Here is a 15,635-nt window from a genome sequence, read left to right on the forward strand (position 1 = left end):
TTGTGTGAAAAATTAATTTCTCGTTGCTGGTTTTAAGTTGTTGAGATATCTCTAACAGCGGTTGAGTGGTTGAGTTTATTGCTGGCACGGGTTATGTGCTCAGAGCGTAAAGCGACAGATCAGCATCGATCCGAAAGGTAGTAGAACGTCTCTTACTGATCTGTCTATTTCATGCTTATACTATTTTAGGTTGACCATCTGATGCGGTGGCACCGCCGTCTACAGGTAGGTTTGCGCCATTAATGAAAGATGCGTCATCACTTGCCAAGAAAGTCACGACAGACGCAATTTCTTCAGGTTCGGCTGCTCGGCCAAGCGCAATGCGCTCATTGAATTTATCGCGGATGTCCTGCGGCCAGCCGTTCGTCATGTTGGTTTTTACTAAGCTTGGGCATACGGCGTTAATTCTTACCCCATCCGCACCATGGTCCAATGCCATCGCTCGGGTAAGGTTCACCACTGCGCCTTTACTCGCGCAATAGAATGCGGCACCCCAGTCACCACCCAAACCGGAAACGGACGCGGTATTTACCATACAACCTTTCGTTTTTAAGAGTTCAGGTAACGCAAACTTCGCGCAATAAACGACGCCGTCAATGTTTACACCAGAGATCTTCTTCCAGTCTTCCACACTACCTTCAATCACGGTACCAGGGACATGTACGCCTGCATTGTTTACTAAAATATCCAGTTTACCGAAACGGGTAACAACATCAGAAATCAGTGCTGGGACTTTGTCTGGATCAGAAACATCAATGGAATGTGCCGACACACGCTGTTTATCAAAGCCCTCAACGGCGTTTGCCAACTGCTCTTCATTCCAATCGGCAAGAGCGACGTTTGCGCCTTCTTCATACAAACGTTTTGCGATGGCCAAACCAATGCCATTGGCAGAGCCAGTCACGAGTGCGACTTTATTTTTTAATCCTCTCATGCGATTTCTCCTTCGAAACTTACAAAAACGGGATCTTGATTTTTCTCTGTGCGCGGCAACATCAGTTTGTCGTTGTCGCTGTAATCTACGGGGATAGCCACCACTGCTGGTCCTTCAACATCCATGGCTTTATTCAATGTCGGTAGTAATTCGTGTTGACTAGTCACTGCGAAGCCTTTCGCGCCAAATGATTCGGCGTAGACCTTGAAATCAATTGGTCCAAATTTCACACTAGAGCAGCGCTGATATTTGTTGACCTCTTGCATTTCTACCATGTTGTAGGCGTTATCAACCCACACAATATGGACGATATTGCAGTTCAGTCTAACCGCGGTTTCTAACTCCATGCTCGATTGCATAAAACCGCCGTCTCCTGATATCGATACCACTTTGCTACCAGGTTTTAGTAGGCTGGCACCAATGGCCCATGGGAGTGCAACGCCCATTGTTTGTTGGCCGTTAGACACCAGCATTTGGCGAGCTCGAAAACAGCTCAAGTAACGAGCGATCCAGATGTGGAAGCTCCCCATATCAAGGCATAGCGTGGTATCCGGTGTGATGATAGATTGCATAGCTTTTATTAGCGCCAGTGGATGAAATCCTTGCTTGTTATAGACATTGGGATAGGTTTTGATCACTTGCCGTTGCAGTGCTACCTCTTCCAGTACTGAAAGTGCCGTTGGGGAAAGGCGAGCATATTCAGAGATATAGCTGCCCATCTTGTCTAATGACTGCGCAATGTTTCCGACGATTTCAACACAAGGCTGATAATTAAGTTGGTATTCTGCTGGTTCAATATCGAGGTGAATCACTGGGTTGCGGCGGCTGTTCCAAAGCTCAGGGTCATACTCTATTGGGCTAAAGCCGATGGTGAGAATTAAATCGGCGTCCCGCAGTAAAACATCGCCAGGTTGGTTATTAAACAAACCGACACGCCCAGCAAAGTGATGATAGTAATTGATGTCTACCGTGCCGGCGGCCTGGTAAGTGCCGACAACGGGTAGCTGCGTATTTTGAAGAAACCGAGCGATAGCAGCAGCGTTTTGACTGCGGCTCGCGTGAAGGCCAAGTAAAACCACACAGCGCTTTGCTTTACTGATTCGACTGACCGCTTCTTCGATTGCTGCGATGTCTGCGCAACCAGGCTGTGTGTAAGGCGAGGGGACAATAATGTCCGTTTGGGTTTGCTCGGATAAAACATCTTGGGGGAGACTCAAAAAGCAAGCCCCAGGACGACCTGACTCTGCGATACGAAATGCGTTCGCCATGATCTCGCTTGCGGCGTCCACATGCTGCACTTCAGCACTGAACTTAGTTATAGAGCGAAAAATACTGACGGTATCCATGCTCTGGTGTGTTTGTTTTTGCTGGTCAGTTCGTTTCACCGCACCACCGATAGCAATCAGCGGATCGCCTTCGGAGTTTGCTGTTGCAACCCCCGTAACTAGATTTCCACAGCCAGGGCCTGACGTAACCATTGTGACGCCTGCTTTGCCGGTTAGTCTTCCCATAACGCCCGCCATAAATGCGCCGTTAGCCTCGTGGCGTACCGGAATCATTTGGATGTTAGTGTCTTCAATCGCATCGAACAGTCGATCGATTTTTGCACCGGGAATACCGAAAATGTACTTAATGCCGAGAGACTCTAGCTGTTGAGCGATCAACTGAGCTCCATTTTTATTTGAAGGTTTGGATTGCATTTGTTGTCCTTATTATTTGCCTGACTTTGTTACTTTTCCGCCTTTTCTATGGCGGTATTTATATCTTCCGGAGCCAAATTGGCGTTGAGGAAGTCTGTCGATACTGGGGTATCAATCACTAGCCGTGAGACTTTGCCAATCTGGAGAAATCCTGACGAAATGCTGTAATCCTGGATATGACCACCTCCTTGGCGGTCATCGGTAATAAAATGTTCGTGATAGCCGGGTACATTGATGCCAGTCGTATATTTAGGACTGCGAAAGCCGGCGACCACGCCTTGCTTATGCGTGAAGCGGAATGTTGGTTGTTCTTTGACCACTTCAAGCATTGGTCGATAAGGGCGTGTTTGTTTAGGTACGGTACGAGTACGAACTGAATCGAAAACACCATCAATGCGCACTGCGCAAAATAGGTTATCGCTTGGAACCAGGTCGTCTATGAGGCTATGGACTTCATGACGTGACATGCGCGATGTCAATGGCAGCTCGATATCAGGCTTAAAAAAAGTCATGACAGCAAAGGGCGTTTTTTGCTCTAGGTCTGCCGGGTTTGCGGAGCCATCCGACTTGAGTTGAAAAACTTCCTTATCAAAAGCAATCAACTCACCATCCAATTCATTGAACGTACCTAAACCAAAATCCCCATGTTTCAGCAGTTCTTCTATGGTTGTCGAGCCTTCGTAAACACCAGCGATCAAAGCACTCATTAACGAAGTCTGATAAATCTCACCATCTCCGGTAACGTGATGGTATTCAGAAAATTCTTTCGCTACTTCAAGCGAACAAGCGCATAGAGGGTTATAAAATCCACGCATGAGTAAGACCAGTTATGCAATGAAGAGTATATTTAGATTGACTTCTACACGGTGCTAAATCCAATATAAAAAAGATTTATTTTGATATGGAAAATATATGGAATTTCGCTACCTGAAGTATTTTGTCGCGGTCGCCGAGACTCGTCACTTTACCCGAGCAGCTGAACGGTTAGGGATTGCGCAACCTCCTTTGAGTCAACAAATCAAAAAGCTAGAGCACGAGCTTGGCGTGGACTTATTTAAGCGCTTGTCTAGAGGAGTAGAACTGACCCATGCAGGGCAAGTCTTTTATACGGATGCGGTAAATATTCTTGCTGATGTGGAACGCGCTAAAGCAAAAGCCCGACAGATTGCCCGTGGTGAAAATACGCAGGTTAAAATTGGGTTCGCGACGTCAACATCAACCTGCATTAAGGTATTGGAGAGGATTGGGCGTATTCAAGAGAATGGGGTTCATTTACAGACGGCGGAACTGTCAATGCCAGAGCTTGCCACTCAGTTAAAAAGCAAACAACTTGATCTCGCAATCATGCGGCTACCCTGTTACGCCAGTGAGCCTTTTGAGCACAAGGTGTTGTTTAACGACCCGTTTGTCGCGGTGATTCCGGCGGGCCACGAACTGGCAAAATATCCCTGTATCCAGATGAAACAGTTGAGAGGCCATAAAATTTTACTGTTTCCACGAGAGACTGGACCCGCATTGTTTGATGGCATGAGCACACTTTTTGCCGACGCAGGAGTAAGGCTCGAACCACAGTTCGCAGCACCGCAACTTCGTACGACGATTGCCATGGCGCAGGCTGGGTTAGGTATCGCTCTCGTTCCGCGCTCACTGGCTGAACATCTCGATGATTCCGCGACAGTCGCCGAGATTGAGGATATCCCTCTCACTAGTCGTGTTGTTGTTGCTTGGGAGGCGTCTAATCTCAATAAACAAGCGCTAAAAGTAGCCATGCACATCGGTCATGTTGAGGCTTAAAGCTTTGTCATATAACCTGTCGATTGTACCCAACGAACAAAACTTACTGAAGATTGCGACTCTGTTGTCGTATATATTACCTACATCAAGTTGACTTGATAGCTGAACTCTCGTTTTTATCGAGATGATAATGACGAGGACCTTGATTTAATGCATGGTTAAACCGCAAGGGTGATGGATGATTAAAGCGCAAATATTTGATGTATTTTGTGATGAGTTAGCTCAAGGTAATCCATGTGGCGTTGTCGAACTAAATCACTGGCTGAGTGATTCTGAATTACTTCAAATCACTCATCAGGTCGCTCAACCTGTCACATCATTTGTGGTTCAGTCTGGCAGTGACTACCACATTCGCTGGTTTAGCCTAGAAGGAGAGATCAACCTATGCGGACACGGAAGTTTGGGCGCAGGCGCTGCAATCATTTCCAACTATCATAAGAACGAGGTCATTCTACAAAGTCAGTATGGTCATGTTACCGTTACTGGACTGGATGGAATGTATCGGATAGTGATGCCAAGTTGGCTAGCCAAGCCTCATGCCATCCCCTTGGGTATTTCAGGCTTTTCCAATCACCCCGTAGATGCTTTTACAACGCGTGATTTGGTTGTTGTTCTCGAATCAGAAGATGATGTTGTTCGCTATCAACCTAACTTTGATGAGCTGATTAAAATTGATGAGTTTCATGCTGTCATCGTGACGGCTCAAAGTTCTGATAGTGGCTATGTGCTGCGTTACTTTGCACCTAAAATCGGTATTTCAGAAGATCTTGCCACAGGTTCGGCTCAGTGCTCATTGGCGCCTTATTGGTTTGAAAAGCTAGGCAAAGAAAAATTGACGGCTCGTCAGCTATCTCGTGCTGGTGGTTATTTTGAAGTGGCTCGCGGTTTAGAATCTACGATCGTATTGTCTGCACACGTGAAAAGTCGGACTTGAATGCAAACGCCTCTAGCTCTTACACAAGATCTAGAGGCATCCATTTTTTATTGACTTAAACGTGCCGAGCTAAGATTTTAACCCTGCAGCGGTCATCATGACGCGAAATAACATAGACACTAACCCTAATGCAGCGACGCTAACGACCCATATTCCAACCATCCAAGCCCATTGGCGGCACCAATTTTTGATTTTCATACTCACTCCTTATCAACTCGTTAATGGTACGCTTCGCCTTCTTTTACTTTTCCGGAGAAGACGTAGTAACTCCAAAAGGTGTAAGCCAGAATAATCGGGATGATGATCACTGCTCCAACGAGCATAAAGCGCTGACTGCTTGCAGGAGCCGCTGCTTCCCATATTGATATGCTAGGAGGAATGATATTTGGCCAGATACTGATGCCAAGCCCAGCGAACCCGAGAATCACGATCACTAACGCCATCACGAAAGGGCTGCGCTCTTTACGCTTTTTAACGGAGTCGGCAATCTTCAAACATACCAGCCCAGTAATGACAGGTACGGGCAGTAAGTAGAACAAATTAGGCAGAGAAAACCATCTTTCCGCAATGGCAGGGTAAGCAAGTGGAGTCCAAGCGCTCACAATGACTAATGCGGAGATCATCGCCAGTAGTGTTTTGTTAGTGAAGCGGTGCATCGTGTTTTGCAGTTCACCTTCCGTCTTCATGATGAGCCATGTGCTACCAAGCAGCGCGTACGTTGCGACTAAACCCAAACCACAAAAGATGGGAAAAGGGCTGAGCCAGTCGAGTTGGCTACCTACGAAGACGCGGTTTTCCACCGCAAAGCCTTGAATTACCGCGCCAACAACGATGCCTTGGAAAAACGTGGTTAAAATCGAGCCGACCATAAAAGAGCGATCCCAGAACTTTAAGTGATTTTCCAATGCTTTAAAGCGAAACTCAAACGCGACGCCACGAAAGATCAAAGCAATCAACATCAACGTTAAAGGGATGGTTAGCGCTTCAATAATTACCGCGTAAGCCATCGGAAAAGCGCCAAATAGAGATGCGCCTCCAAGCACAATCCAAGTTTCGTTGCCGTCCCAAACTGGCGCGACACTGTTGACCATGACGTCTTTTTGTTTTTCATCCTTGATGAAGGGCATCAGTATTCCAATACCCAAATCGAAGCCATCCATGATGATGTACATCAAAGTGGCAAAAACGATGATCGCGAACCAAATCACGGATAAATCAAAATGCATATTCTCTACCTTAACTTTGTGACAAATTCTAGATGCGGCCTGAAACGGTCGTCATGTCGTGCTCATCGTGTTCGATTGCATCGGGGCCTTTCTTGATTTGGTGGATCATGTAGTAATACCCAAAACCAAACACCAAGCTGTACACAACAAGGAAACACAGCAGGCTGATGCTCATTTGTAGGTCTCCGTGTGCAGAAACCGCATCACGCGTTTTTTGTACGCCATAAACGACCCAAGGTTGCCGACCAACCTCTGTCGTAAACCAGCCAGCGAGTATTGCGATAAGACCAGATGGCCCCATAAATAATGAAAACTTGAGGAACCAACGCGAGGTATAAAGCGTGTTCTTTTTTCGTAACCATATGCTGTAGAAGCTCTGTAAAATCATCAGAAGTCCTAGCCCGACCATGATTCGAAATGACCAAAAGACGATAGGTGAGTTCGGTCGTTCCTCTTTCGGGAAGTCTTTCAGTGCCGGGATTGGCTCAGTTAAACTGTGGCGTAGGATCAAACTTCCTAAAACAGGAATTTCTAAGGCATAGTCTGTGCGTTCTTGTTCCATGTTTGGCATGCCGAACAATATCAATGGGGTTGGTTTGCCATCACTGTTATCCCAATGTCCTTCGATGGCAGCGATTTTGGCGGGCTGGTGTTCCAGAGTGTTTAGCCCGTGCACATCGCCAATCACGGTTTGGAGTGGCGCAAGGAACACTAAGATCCCGAGCGACATCGAAAACATGGTTTTTACCGCAGTCGATTGATTGCCTCTCAATAAATGCCAAGCGGCTGACGCGCCTACAAAGAGTGCTGAACTGACGAAAGCCGCGACGCTCATGTGCGCCAAACGATAAGGAAATGAAGGATTGAAAACGATAGCAAACCAGTCGGTTGGCACCACACGTCCGTCGACAATTTCATAGCCTTGTGGCGTTTGCATCCAACTGTTGGAGGCGAGAATCCAGAACGTCGAAATGATCGTTCCTAACGCCACCATCGAGGTTGCAAAAAAGTGCAGCTTTTCGCCGACGCGACGCCAACCAAACAGCATTACGCCAAGAAATCCGGCTTCGAGAAAGAATGCCGTTAACACTTCATAAGTCAGTAATGGGCCAGTGATAGAACCAGCGAAGTCGGAGAAACCACTCCAGTTGGTGCCGAATTGATAGGCCATGACAAGGCCAGATACAACGCCCATCCCAAAGTTAACCGCAAAAATTTTCGACCAGAAATGATAGAGCTTTTGGTAATCGGGATTGCGTGTTTTTAGCCATAAGCCTTCCAGCACGGCGAGATAGGTGGCCAAACCTATGGTGATAGCGGGGAAAATAATATGAAAGGATACCGTAAAGGCGAACTGTATCCGTGCAAGCATAAATGCGTCGAGGCCAAACATTAAACTTCCTTTGATCTTTTAAGTTTTATGAGAGAGCTATTTTAAGAGGAGCGGAATGAGGGAAGTAGGTACAGACAGTGACTATAAACCTATAACAGATTAAATATTGAAGTGTTATTATTTTGAATTCGGCTTTAGGGAAGGGGATTTGCGTTTGGCGAAGTATCAAGAGTTAGTGGAACAGCTTAAAAGGCAGATAAAATCGGGGATATGGCATCCGGGTGACAAGCTGCCTTCTCTGCGTCGCCAATCTGAACACTCGGGTTTAAGCTTGATGACGGTGTTGCATGCCTATCAAATTCTGGAATCTCAAGGCTGGGTAACGTCACAGCCGCGCTCTGGTTATCGAGTCGCTCCCAATATTAAGAGTTCAAATGAACCCCAAGCGCCAGCCGCGGTTTCGTGGACAGAGCAGGTAGACATCAATGAGTTTATCTTTGATGTTCTGCAGGCGAGTAAAAATCCATCCATGATCAATTTTGGCTTTGCCTATCCAGACCCAAGTTTGTATCCACGCTATCACGTGAATCGGGCGATGAGCGCAGCCGCTCGCAATATGCCGATTTCCACCACCTTTGATAACTTACCGCCGGGAAACGAACAATTACGCACCATCATCGCGAAGCGTTATGCTGCGAAAGGCATTGAAATTTCACCCGATGAAATTGTCATTACGGCAGGCGCGCTGGAGGCGTTAACGCTCAGTTTGCAAGCCAGCACAAGACCGGGAGATTGGGTGGTTGTGGAGTCGCCTGCATTTTATGGTGCATTGCAATCCTTAGAGCGGTTAGGTTTGAAAGCGCTCTCAGTAAGAACAGACCCAGTCACGGGCATTGACCTAGACTCATTGGAACGAGCGCTGCAAACACACGATGTGAAAGCGTGCTGGCTGATGTCGAACTTCCAGAATCCTCTGGGTTTTACGCTTTCCAACGAGAAAAAACAAAAGCTGATTGAACTGACACAGCGATATAACGTGCCAGTGATTGAAGATGACGTGTACAGCGAACTGCATGCAGGGAATGACTCGGTTTATCCACTAAGAATGTTTGATGACACGGGCAATACCATGTTGTGCTCCTCGTTTTCAAAATCATTAATCGCAGGGCTACGTATTGGTTGGGTTGCGGCGGGAAAGCGGGCGCTAGAGGTACAAAAGTTACAGTTAATGAGTACATTAGCGACGAGTGCACCAGTGCAAATGACATTGGTACACTATTTAACAAGCCGCAATTATGAATCTCATTTGAAGCAGTTACGGAAAAAGCTGTTTGAACGTAAAAGTAAGATGACGGTTCTGCTTAGTGAGCTGTTACCTGAAGCAGTCAAAGTGTTAAGCCAAAGCGGTGGGTACTTTATTTGGTTAGAGCTTCCCAAGCATATTGATGCCTTGCAGATATATCGAGAAGCGCTAAAAGGTAATATCAGCATCGCACCGGGAAAGATGTTCAGCCTGACAGAACAATACGATCACTGTATTCGTCTTAACGCTTCTTTTGAGCTCAATGACAAATATGTTCATGCTCTCAATCTGCTCGCTAATATTATTCGCGAGCATTTGGCGAAATAGCGACTTTCTTCAGTTTTTTGGTTTAATGGAGCGCGCCGGATTTCCAACAACTCGATCGCCCGGCGCAACGTCTTTGGTTACGACAGAGCCAGCGCCGACGACGGCCTCATCGCCAATGGTCACGCCCGGCAGTATGATTGCGCCCCCACCAATCCAAACGTTATTGCCAATTGTTACCGGTTTGGCGATCTCATCTCCGGCTAAGCGTCTTTGTGTATCGAGTGAATGAGCGGCTGTGTAAATTTGCACTCTAGGCCCAATCATGACGTTCGCGCCAACCTCAACCTGCCCATTGTCCAGAATAATGGCATCCCAGTTGATGTAGGTGTTTTCTCCGATGGACAAGTGACAACCGTAGGTAAGTTGTAGCGGTGGCTCTATACAGGCGCTGTTTTTTAATTGGACGCCCATTTCCGCCAATAGTTGTCTACGGATATCTGGGTTTGGCTCGTGGTTAAATTGGAAGACAAGCTGCGCAGTTTTGGCGCGCATTAGCTTTAGTTCTTCATCCAGACAATTATAGGTTTCTCCAGAGCGCATCCGAGTCAGTTCTGACATAACAATCATTCCATCAATGTTATTTGCAATAAGGTGCATAATAGGTGAGAGTGATTCGAAGTGAAAATTTGATGCTTAAAAATCAGAAAGTTATCACTGATTTGCCTTGCGTATCCAGTTGGTTGATTGGCTCGTTTAGTTCACAAAGACGTATTCCCTAAATGGCTTAATCGGTTGAAGCCAAAGTGGGAAACCACTCGAAGCGTTTTACGTAGATTACAATATAGTTAATAAGAAGAACTTAATTGAGCCGCTGCGCTATCGATTGATCCAAAAATTTATGACTTATGCGCTCTGGCTTGCTGGCAACGATGAATCAAGAGTGAGCACTTTATGTTCGAACGGGCCATTTCATTTTTAGAAACAACACTGTTTACCTTTAACGAACAACCTATCACGTTGTGGGCGATATTGATGGTGCCGACATGGGTGATTGTCGCTTTATGGTTGTCCAAAATTTTAATCAAAACCGTTACGTCAAGAATGTCCTCATCGGGGAAAGATCCTAACGTGATTCATTTGGTTAAACGGATATTATTTGTCATCGCTCTAGCCATTATTTTTATGACCACACTTTCGATGATCAATGTGCCAATCACCGCGTTCGCCTTTCTGTCTGGTGCCATCGCTATCGGCTTCGGTTTTGGTGCGCAAAACATCATTAACAACTTCATAAGTGGCTGGATTTTGATTGGTGAAAAGCCAATCCGAATTGGGGACTTTTTAGAGGTTGAGGGCGCCAAAGGCACTGTCGAGCAAATAAATACACGCTCAACGAGAATCAGGCGAACCGATGGTGTTCATATGCTCATACCCAACAGTCAGTTGATTGAGAACGTGGTGATCAACTGGACGTTATGCGACAGATTAGTTCGTGGCTCTGTCGTCGTCGGTGTCGCGTATGGGAGCGATGTCAAACAGGTTGCTGCCTTAATGGCGGAAGTGACTTCGCAGCAAGCGCAAGTTCTGAGTTCGCCAGCGCCAGATGTGTTTTTTCAAGACTTTGGTGACAATGCTTTGATCTTCGAATCTTATTTTTGGATTAACTCAACGGTTGAGGGCGGTATTCGCTCGGTCGCAAGTGCCATGCGTTTTGAAATCTACGAAGCTTTCGAAAAGCACGGCATTGAAATCGCGTTTCCACAACGAGATGTGCACATTGATGGGGAAATCAAGTTGTCTAGGGAGAGAAACGGATAGGGCGATAAGCGGTATTGGTGTTCTTATCTTGGTGTCGAGTAACCATAGCGAGGCGGTCACAACACGGATTCACCTCGCTAGAAACAAGTTTGAAGGCGTTATTGGTTGTCCCACATGACTTCGCATTCTTCTTTGATTGCTGATTTTAGCAACTCAATCAGTGGAAACGCTCTGCGTCCTAGGCTTACCGCGGGCTCTGCTTGTTCTTCCTCTTCGTCTACATCAGTAGGGAGGTTTTCTTCAGCTGCATTTTTCGCAGATAGAGCAGAAGTTAATCTTGATAGCGCGTCAGGAACATCTTGAGCGGAAATTGATCCCGGCACCGTGCCGCTGTGACCCATCATTTTGAGCATATCTAATGCAATATCACCAAACATTGTGACGTTTGAGTGGCTTCGACAACGAAATGTTATGAGCATTTACCTGATCCTGTTTTATATGTTCGGTTTGAAACTAAATTGTAGCTGAAATCAGATACTAATTAATGTGATGAAGACCGTTGAGCGTTAAGGTTTTTATGAGTAACAACAAAAAACGGGCACGTACGTCTGCATGCCCGTTGAAATACATTACCTGATTGGTTGTTGATGATTTACAAGCTATACGGATCGCCCAGAGCTAATGCGACCCTAGAAGCAGGAGACTTTCCTAACGCACGGCAAATTTGCCAACCCGCTTCATTGATGACGCTAAGGTCAACGCCCGTTTCAATCCCAAGTTGCTCACACAGATAAAGTACATCTTCCGTTGCAACATTGCCACTGGCTCCTTTCGCGTAAGGGCAGCCGCCGAGCCCCGCTACTGCGCTATCAATGGTGTTGATGCCCATTAACAAGGCTTGGTAGATATTGGCTAATGCTTGTCCATAAGTGTCATGAAAATGTACTGCGAGCGCGTCTTTTGGCAGTAGCGTTAACAACGAATCCAGCATGGCGATAACGCGATTAGGTGTTGCTTTACCGACAGTATCACCGAGCGAAATCTCATAACATCCCATATCAAACAACGTATTGGCGACCTTGGTAGTTTGCTCTGGCTTGATTACTCCCTCATATGGACACACCATGGTACAAGACAAGTACCCGCGCACAGGTATGTTGTGCTGGTTCGCCAATTCGATAACGGGTTCAAAACGGGCAAGGCTCTCCGCAATGCTGCAGTTGATGTTCTTCTGGCTGAACGTTTCTGAAGCGGAGCCAAACACCGCAATTCGCTTTACACCGCTTTCCAGCGCACGTTCTAACCCTGCGAGATTTGGTGTGAGCGCGCTATAAACCACGTCAGGCTTTTTTGAGATACCAGCAAACACCTGATCGGAATCGGCCATTTGAGGCACCCACCTTGGAGAGACGAAAGATCCCGCCTCAATATGCTTTAAGCCACTGCTGCTTAGTTGGTTAATCAAACGGATTTTATCAACCAGCGTCACTGACGTTTCATTTTGTAAACCATCACGAGCGCCGACTTCGACGATATTAACTTTCGCTGGTAGCATACTCGCGCTCCTTATCTTCACTGACGTTATCCGATATCAAAGACAAATTCAGCAGGATGGAACCGTGCTGTACTTGGTCCCCGTGCTGATAAAACAATTCGTCGACTTTTGCTGCTACCGGAGCCGTGATGGTGTATTCCATTTTCATTGCTTCGAGTACCAAAAGCGGATCGCCCGCCGCCACTTCGTCACCTTTAGCCACCATAACTGCTGAAATTATGCCGTTGAGTGGTGCGGTTGGACTTAGTTCATCATCTACATCTTTTGCAGAGTCAAAGTTAGGTTGATGAGCGAACGTGCGCTGCTGACCAAGATAAAATAGTGTTGTTCTTTGTTCATCGCTAAGTGCATTAAAGGTGTAACGCACATTATCAATATCGACGATAAACTGGTTGTCACTTTCAAGCAGGATGACCTGATGCAGCTCCTCACCACATCGGACAGTGAAGTGAGATCCTGTATCTTGCGATGATTGTTGCAAACGTACCTGATGGTTGGCATTGGCATCCGTGAAGTTAAATCGGTAAACGTTGTCAACCGACAGTCTAAAACCTCGTTTGGTTGGCGCGGGTAACGTTGAGCTGTCTGATTTTGAAATGAGATCATTCCAGCGAGCAACCGCCGCCAATGTAAGCCAGATTGAATCCGACACGTCTTGCTGCTCATTTATGCCTTGTTGATGTGTGACGAGGAAACCTGTATCGAGCTCAATCTCGGCAAAGGCTGGCTGCGAAATAATACTGTGCAGATAACCAATGTTTGTCGTTACGCCACGTACGTGATATTGAGTTAACGCCTGCTTAAGCTGGTTTAGAGCGATATCACGAGTTTGCCCCCAGACGATCAGCTTGCTGATCATTGGATCGTAATATTCGCTGATGCTATCGCCTTGGGTAACACCACTATCAACGCGTACGCACGCTAGGCGCACATTACTGTCTGATACGGGTTCTTTTAAGTAGTCAATGCGGCCAGTCGACGGCATAAAGTCATTGTCTGTATCTTCTGCGTAAATTCGCAGCTCAATTGAATGACCGTTGTGGGTGATTTCAGATTGTGAAATAGGTAAATGCTCGCCAGCTGCGACTTTGAATTGCCACTCCACCAAATCAACGCCAGTGATCAATTCAGTGACAGGGTGTTCAACTTGCAGACGGGTATTCATCTCCATGAAGTAGAACTGACCTCGGCTATCGAGTAAGAACTCCACCGTGCCAGCGCCAACATAGTCGATCGCTTGAGCGGCCTGAACCGCAGCTTCACCCATTTGTTTACGCAGTTCATCACTAAGACCGGGAGCTGGTGCTTCTTCGACTACTTTTTGGTGACGGCGTTGAATGGAGCAATCGCGATCAGAAAGATAGACACAGTTGCCATGTTGGTCAGCAAATACCTGAACTTCAACGTGGCGAGGCTGCAATATACATTTTTCGATTAGAAGCTGCTTATCGCCAAAGCTTGAAAGTGCTTCACGCTGCGCACCGTCGATGGCCAGAGGCATTTCGGCTGCGCTATTGACCACTCGCATGCCTTTACCGCCGCCCCCTTGGGTTGCTTTAAGCATCACTGGGTAACCGATTTTTTCCGCTTCTGCTAATAAATGCTCTACGCTGTTGTCTGTGCCGTGATAGCCCGGAACCAATGGTACGTTCGCCTCAGACATGATGGCTTTGGCTTGCGACTTCGAACCCATTGCTTCAATTGCGCTGGTGGAAGGGCCAATAAAGGCGATGCCATTTTCGCTGCACGCTTTGGCTAGTTTCGGGTTCTCGGAAAGAAAACCATACCCAGGGTGGATAGCATCGGCTTGCCATTTTTTCGCAGCGCCGATAATCGCATCGATATCGAGATACGATTCACTCGCAGGAGCGGGGCCAATGAATTCAGCGAAATCCGCTTGTTTAACATGTAAGCTGCTGCGATCCGCTTCGGAATAGACGGCTACCGTCTCGATAGCCATGCTTTTTGCGGTTTTAATGATTCGGCAGGCAATTTCACCGCGGTTTGCGATCAGTATTCTTTTAAACATGATTCCTCCAATTGGCGGCGCGCTTTTCAAAAAATGCAGCTAGTCCTTCTTGTCCTTCACTGGACACGCGAGCGGTTGCAATAGCTTGGCTGGTGTATTCAATTAATGAATGATCGATAGGTTGGTTATCACAGCGTAAACAAAGTGCTTTTGCAGCCTGCATGGCTTGTGGACCGTTGTTGAGCAGGTGATCAATGGTGCGATTGACGGCTTCACGTGGTTGAGCGTCTATCTGATGAAGAATACTCATCGATAGCGCGGTTTCGGCATCAATCAGTTCCGCGGTTAAAAAGTAGCGTCGGCTTTGTCGTTGTCCAATCGCTCGGATTACGTAAGGTCCGATGGTGGCGGGTAACAAACCGAGCTTCACTTCACTCAAACAGAAGCGGCTTTCAGGTGTACCAATAGCGATATCGCAGCAGCAGATAAGCCCAAGTGCGCCGCCAAATGCAGCGCCATGCACCATAGCAATAGTCGGTTTGCTAAAGGTATCCAGCGTATGCAAAAGTTTTGCTAGTTGCTGTGCATCTTGCAGGTTTTCACTCTCGGTTTTGGTGGCCATTGACTGCATCCAGCCAAGATCCGCACCCGCAGAAAAGTGTTTCCCTTGCGCCGTTAGTACCAATGCACGTAGAGAGTCGTCTCTCTCAAGTTTTTCCAAGGTTTCGATAAGTGAAGCAATTAATTCATCATTAAACGCGTTGTGTTTCTCTGGTCGATTGAGGCTCAACCAAGCAACGCCATTGCTGTCTTTTTCAAGCAGTAGTCCGGTCATGTGACTTCCTTTGTCTGACATTTCAGT

15 protein-coding genes are annotated in these 15,635 nt (G+C 46.8%); 4 read left to right on the forward strand and 11 right to left on the reverse strand.

Annotation, left to right across the window (positions count from 1 at the left end; genetic code table 11):
• Positions 1–175: 175 nt before the first annotated feature.
• From R8N49_RS16035 to budA, 3 genes are read right to left on the reverse strand one after another with little or no spacing between them, the layout of a single operon-like run.
• Positions 176–934, reverse strand: a complete 759-nt coding sequence (locus R8N49_RS16035; protein WP_258489481.1) for an SDR family NAD(P)-dependent oxidoreductase — start codon at positions 932–934, stop codon at positions 176–178.
• The gene (gene alsS, locus R8N49_RS16040) at positions 931–2,634 is read right to left on the reverse strand and encodes an acetolactate synthase AlsS (protein ID WP_186585397.1); all 1,704 of its coding nucleotides are present in this window, start codon (positions 2,632–2,634) and stop codon (positions 931–933) included. The genes R8N49_RS16035 and alsS overlap by 4 nt, the downstream gene beginning before the upstream one ends.
• A gap of 29 nt (positions 2,635–2,663) precedes the next feature.
• Positions 2,664–3,449 carry an acetolactate decarboxylase gene (budA, locus tag R8N49_RS16045; RefSeq protein WP_017820349.1) on the reverse strand — a complete coding sequence of 262 codons (786 nt, stop codon included), beginning with the start codon at positions 3,447–3,449 and terminating at the stop codon, positions 2,664–2,666.
• 97 nt (positions 3,450–3,546) lie between these two features.
• On the opposite strand from budA, the gene R8N49_RS16050 reads away from it, so the two are divergent.
• Positions 3,547–4,428 (forward strand): LysR family transcriptional regulator, encoded by an 882-nt coding sequence (locus R8N49_RS16050; RefSeq protein ID WP_017820348.1) that lies wholly within the window; start codon positions 3,547–3,549, stop codon positions 4,426–4,428.
• Positions 4,429–4,606: 178 nt separating this feature from the next.
• A complete protein-coding gene (locus R8N49_RS16055; RefSeq protein WP_186585396.1) occupies positions 4,607–5,362 on the forward strand; it encodes a PhzF family phenazine biosynthesis protein in 756 nt (251 codons plus the stop codon).
• Positions 5,363–5,431: 69 nt separating this feature from the next.
• On the opposite strand, the gene R8N49_RS16060 is transcribed toward R8N49_RS16055, so the two are convergent.
• From R8N49_RS16060 to R8N49_RS16070, 3 genes are read right to left on the reverse strand one after another with little or no spacing between them, the layout of a single operon-like run.
• Positions 5,432–5,560 carry a DUF2474 domain-containing protein gene (locus tag R8N49_RS16060; protein ID WP_005373267.1) on the reverse strand — a complete coding sequence of 43 codons (129 nt, stop codon included), beginning with the start codon at positions 5,558–5,560 and terminating at the stop codon, positions 5,432–5,434.
• 20 nt (positions 5,561–5,580) lie between these two features.
• Entirely contained in the window at positions 5,581–6,588 is a 1,008-nt protein-coding gene (cydB, locus tag R8N49_RS16065) for a cytochrome d ubiquinol oxidase subunit II (protein ID WP_047101326.1), read from the reverse strand.
• Positions 6,589–6,616: 28 nt separating this feature from the next.
• On the reverse strand, positions 6,617–7,981 hold the full coding sequence (locus tag R8N49_RS16070) for a cytochrome ubiquinol oxidase subunit I (RefSeq protein WP_086047473.1): 1,365 nt from the start codon (positions 7,979–7,981) through the stop codon (positions 6,617–6,619).
• 154 nt (positions 7,982–8,135) lie between these two features.
• Between R8N49_RS16070 and R8N49_RS16075 the strand changes: the two genes are divergently transcribed.
• On the forward strand, positions 8,136–9,551 hold the full coding sequence (locus tag R8N49_RS16075) for a PLP-dependent aminotransferase family protein (protein ID WP_176311490.1): 1,416 nt from the start codon (positions 8,136–8,138) through the stop codon (positions 9,549–9,551).
• Positions 9,552–9,560: 9 nt separating this feature from the next.
• Here R8N49_RS16075 and R8N49_RS16080 read toward each other — a convergent pair whose 3' ends face one another.
• Positions 9,561–10,109, reverse strand: coding sequence for a sugar O-acetyltransferase (locus tag R8N49_RS16080; RefSeq protein ID WP_025767897.1), 549 nt, complete (start codon positions 10,107–10,109; stop codon positions 9,561–9,563).
• 333 nt (positions 10,110–10,442) lie between these two features.
• On the opposite strand from R8N49_RS16080, the gene R8N49_RS16085 reads away from it, so the two are divergent.
• The gene (locus R8N49_RS16085; protein ID WP_258489483.1) at positions 10,443–11,309 is read left to right on the forward strand and encodes a mechanosensitive ion channel family protein; all 867 of its coding nucleotides are present in this window, start codon (positions 10,443–10,445) and stop codon (positions 11,307–11,309) included.
• A 98-nt stretch (positions 11,310–11,407) separates the two neighbouring features.
• Here the strand turns inward: R8N49_RS16085 and R8N49_RS16090 are convergent, their stop codons facing one another.
• From R8N49_RS16090 to R8N49_RS16105, 4 genes are all read right to left on the reverse strand, one after another.
• Positions 11,408–11,728, reverse strand: coding sequence for a DUF1840 domain-containing protein (locus tag R8N49_RS16090; protein ID WP_005373256.1), 321 nt, complete (start codon positions 11,726–11,728; stop codon positions 11,408–11,410).
• Positions 11,729–11,901: 173 nt separating this feature from the next.
• Positions 11,902–12,804 carry a hydroxymethylglutaryl-CoA lyase gene (locus R8N49_RS16095; RefSeq protein WP_017633678.1) on the reverse strand — a complete coding sequence of 301 codons (903 nt, stop codon included), beginning with the start codon at positions 12,802–12,804 and terminating at the stop codon, positions 11,902–11,904.
• Positions 12,785–14,833, reverse strand: coding sequence for an acetyl/propionyl/methylcrotonyl-CoA carboxylase subunit alpha (locus tag R8N49_RS16100; RefSeq protein ID WP_186585392.1), 2,049 nt, complete (start codon positions 14,831–14,833; stop codon positions 12,785–12,787). The genes R8N49_RS16095 and R8N49_RS16100 overlap by 20 nt, the downstream gene beginning before the upstream one ends.
• On the reverse strand, positions 14,826–15,608 hold the full coding sequence (locus R8N49_RS16105; protein ID WP_017633676.1) for an enoyl-CoA hydratase-related protein: 783 nt from the start codon (positions 15,606–15,608) through the stop codon (positions 14,826–14,828). The genes R8N49_RS16100 and R8N49_RS16105 overlap by 8 nt, the downstream gene beginning before the upstream one ends.
• Between the last annotated feature and the right edge of the window lie 27 nt (positions 15,609–15,635).

The organism is Vibrio sp. 1978 (assembly GCF_033344345.1).

Excerpts from the sequence above, each read along its gene's own strand:
- R8N49_RS16085 (WP_258489483.1), top strand. The coding sequence starts at position 10,443 with ATGTTCGAACGGGCCATTTCATTTTTAGAAACAACACTGTTTACCTTT.
- R8N49_RS16035 (WP_258489481.1), bottom strand. The coding sequence starts at position 934 with ATGAGAGGATTAAAAAATAAAGTCGCACTCGTGACTGGCTCTGCCAAT.
- R8N49_RS16095 (WP_017633678.1), bottom strand. The coding sequence starts at position 12,804 with ATGCTACCAGCGAAAGTTAATATCGTCGAAGTCGGCGCTCGTGATGGT.
- R8N49_RS16070 (WP_086047473.1), bottom strand. The coding sequence starts at position 7,981 with ATGTTTGGCCTCGACGCATTTATGCTTGCACGGATACAGTTCGCCTTT.
- R8N49_RS16090 (WP_005373256.1), bottom strand. The coding sequence starts at position 11,728 with ATGCTCATAACATTTCGTTGTCGAAGCCACTCAAACGTCACAATGTTT.
- R8N49_RS16060 (WP_005373267.1), bottom strand. The coding sequence starts at position 5,560 with ATGAAAATCAAAAATTGGTGCCGCCAATGGGCTTGGATGGTTGGAATA.
- R8N49_RS16100 (WP_186585392.1), bottom strand. The coding sequence starts at position 14,833 with ATGTTTAAAAGAATACTGATCGCAAACCGCGGTGAAATTGCCTGCCGA.
- R8N49_RS16080 (WP_025767897.1), bottom strand. The coding sequence starts at position 10,109 with ATGTCAGAACTGACTCGGATGCGCTCTGGAGAAACCTATAATTGTCTG.
- budA (WP_017820349.1), bottom strand. The coding sequence starts at position 3,449 with ATGCGTGGATTTTATAACCCTCTATGCGCTTGTTCGCTTGAAGTAGCG.
- alsS (WP_186585397.1), bottom strand. The coding sequence starts at position 2,634 with ATGCAATCCAAACCTTCAAATAAAAATGGAGCTCAGTTGATCGCTCAA.
- R8N49_RS16055 (WP_186585396.1), top strand. The coding sequence starts at position 4,607 with ATGATTAAAGCGCAAATATTTGATGTATTTTGTGATGAGTTAGCTCAA.
- cydB (WP_047101326.1), bottom strand. The coding sequence starts at position 6,588 with ATGCATTTTGATTTATCCGTGATTTGGTTCGCGATCATCGTTTTTGCC.
- R8N49_RS16050 (WP_017820348.1), top strand. The coding sequence starts at position 3,547 with ATGGAATTTCGCTACCTGAAGTATTTTGTCGCGGTCGCCGAGACTCGT.
- R8N49_RS16105 (WP_017633676.1), bottom strand. The coding sequence starts at position 15,608 with ATGACCGGACTACTGCTTGAAAAAGACAGCAATGGCGTTGCTTGGTTG.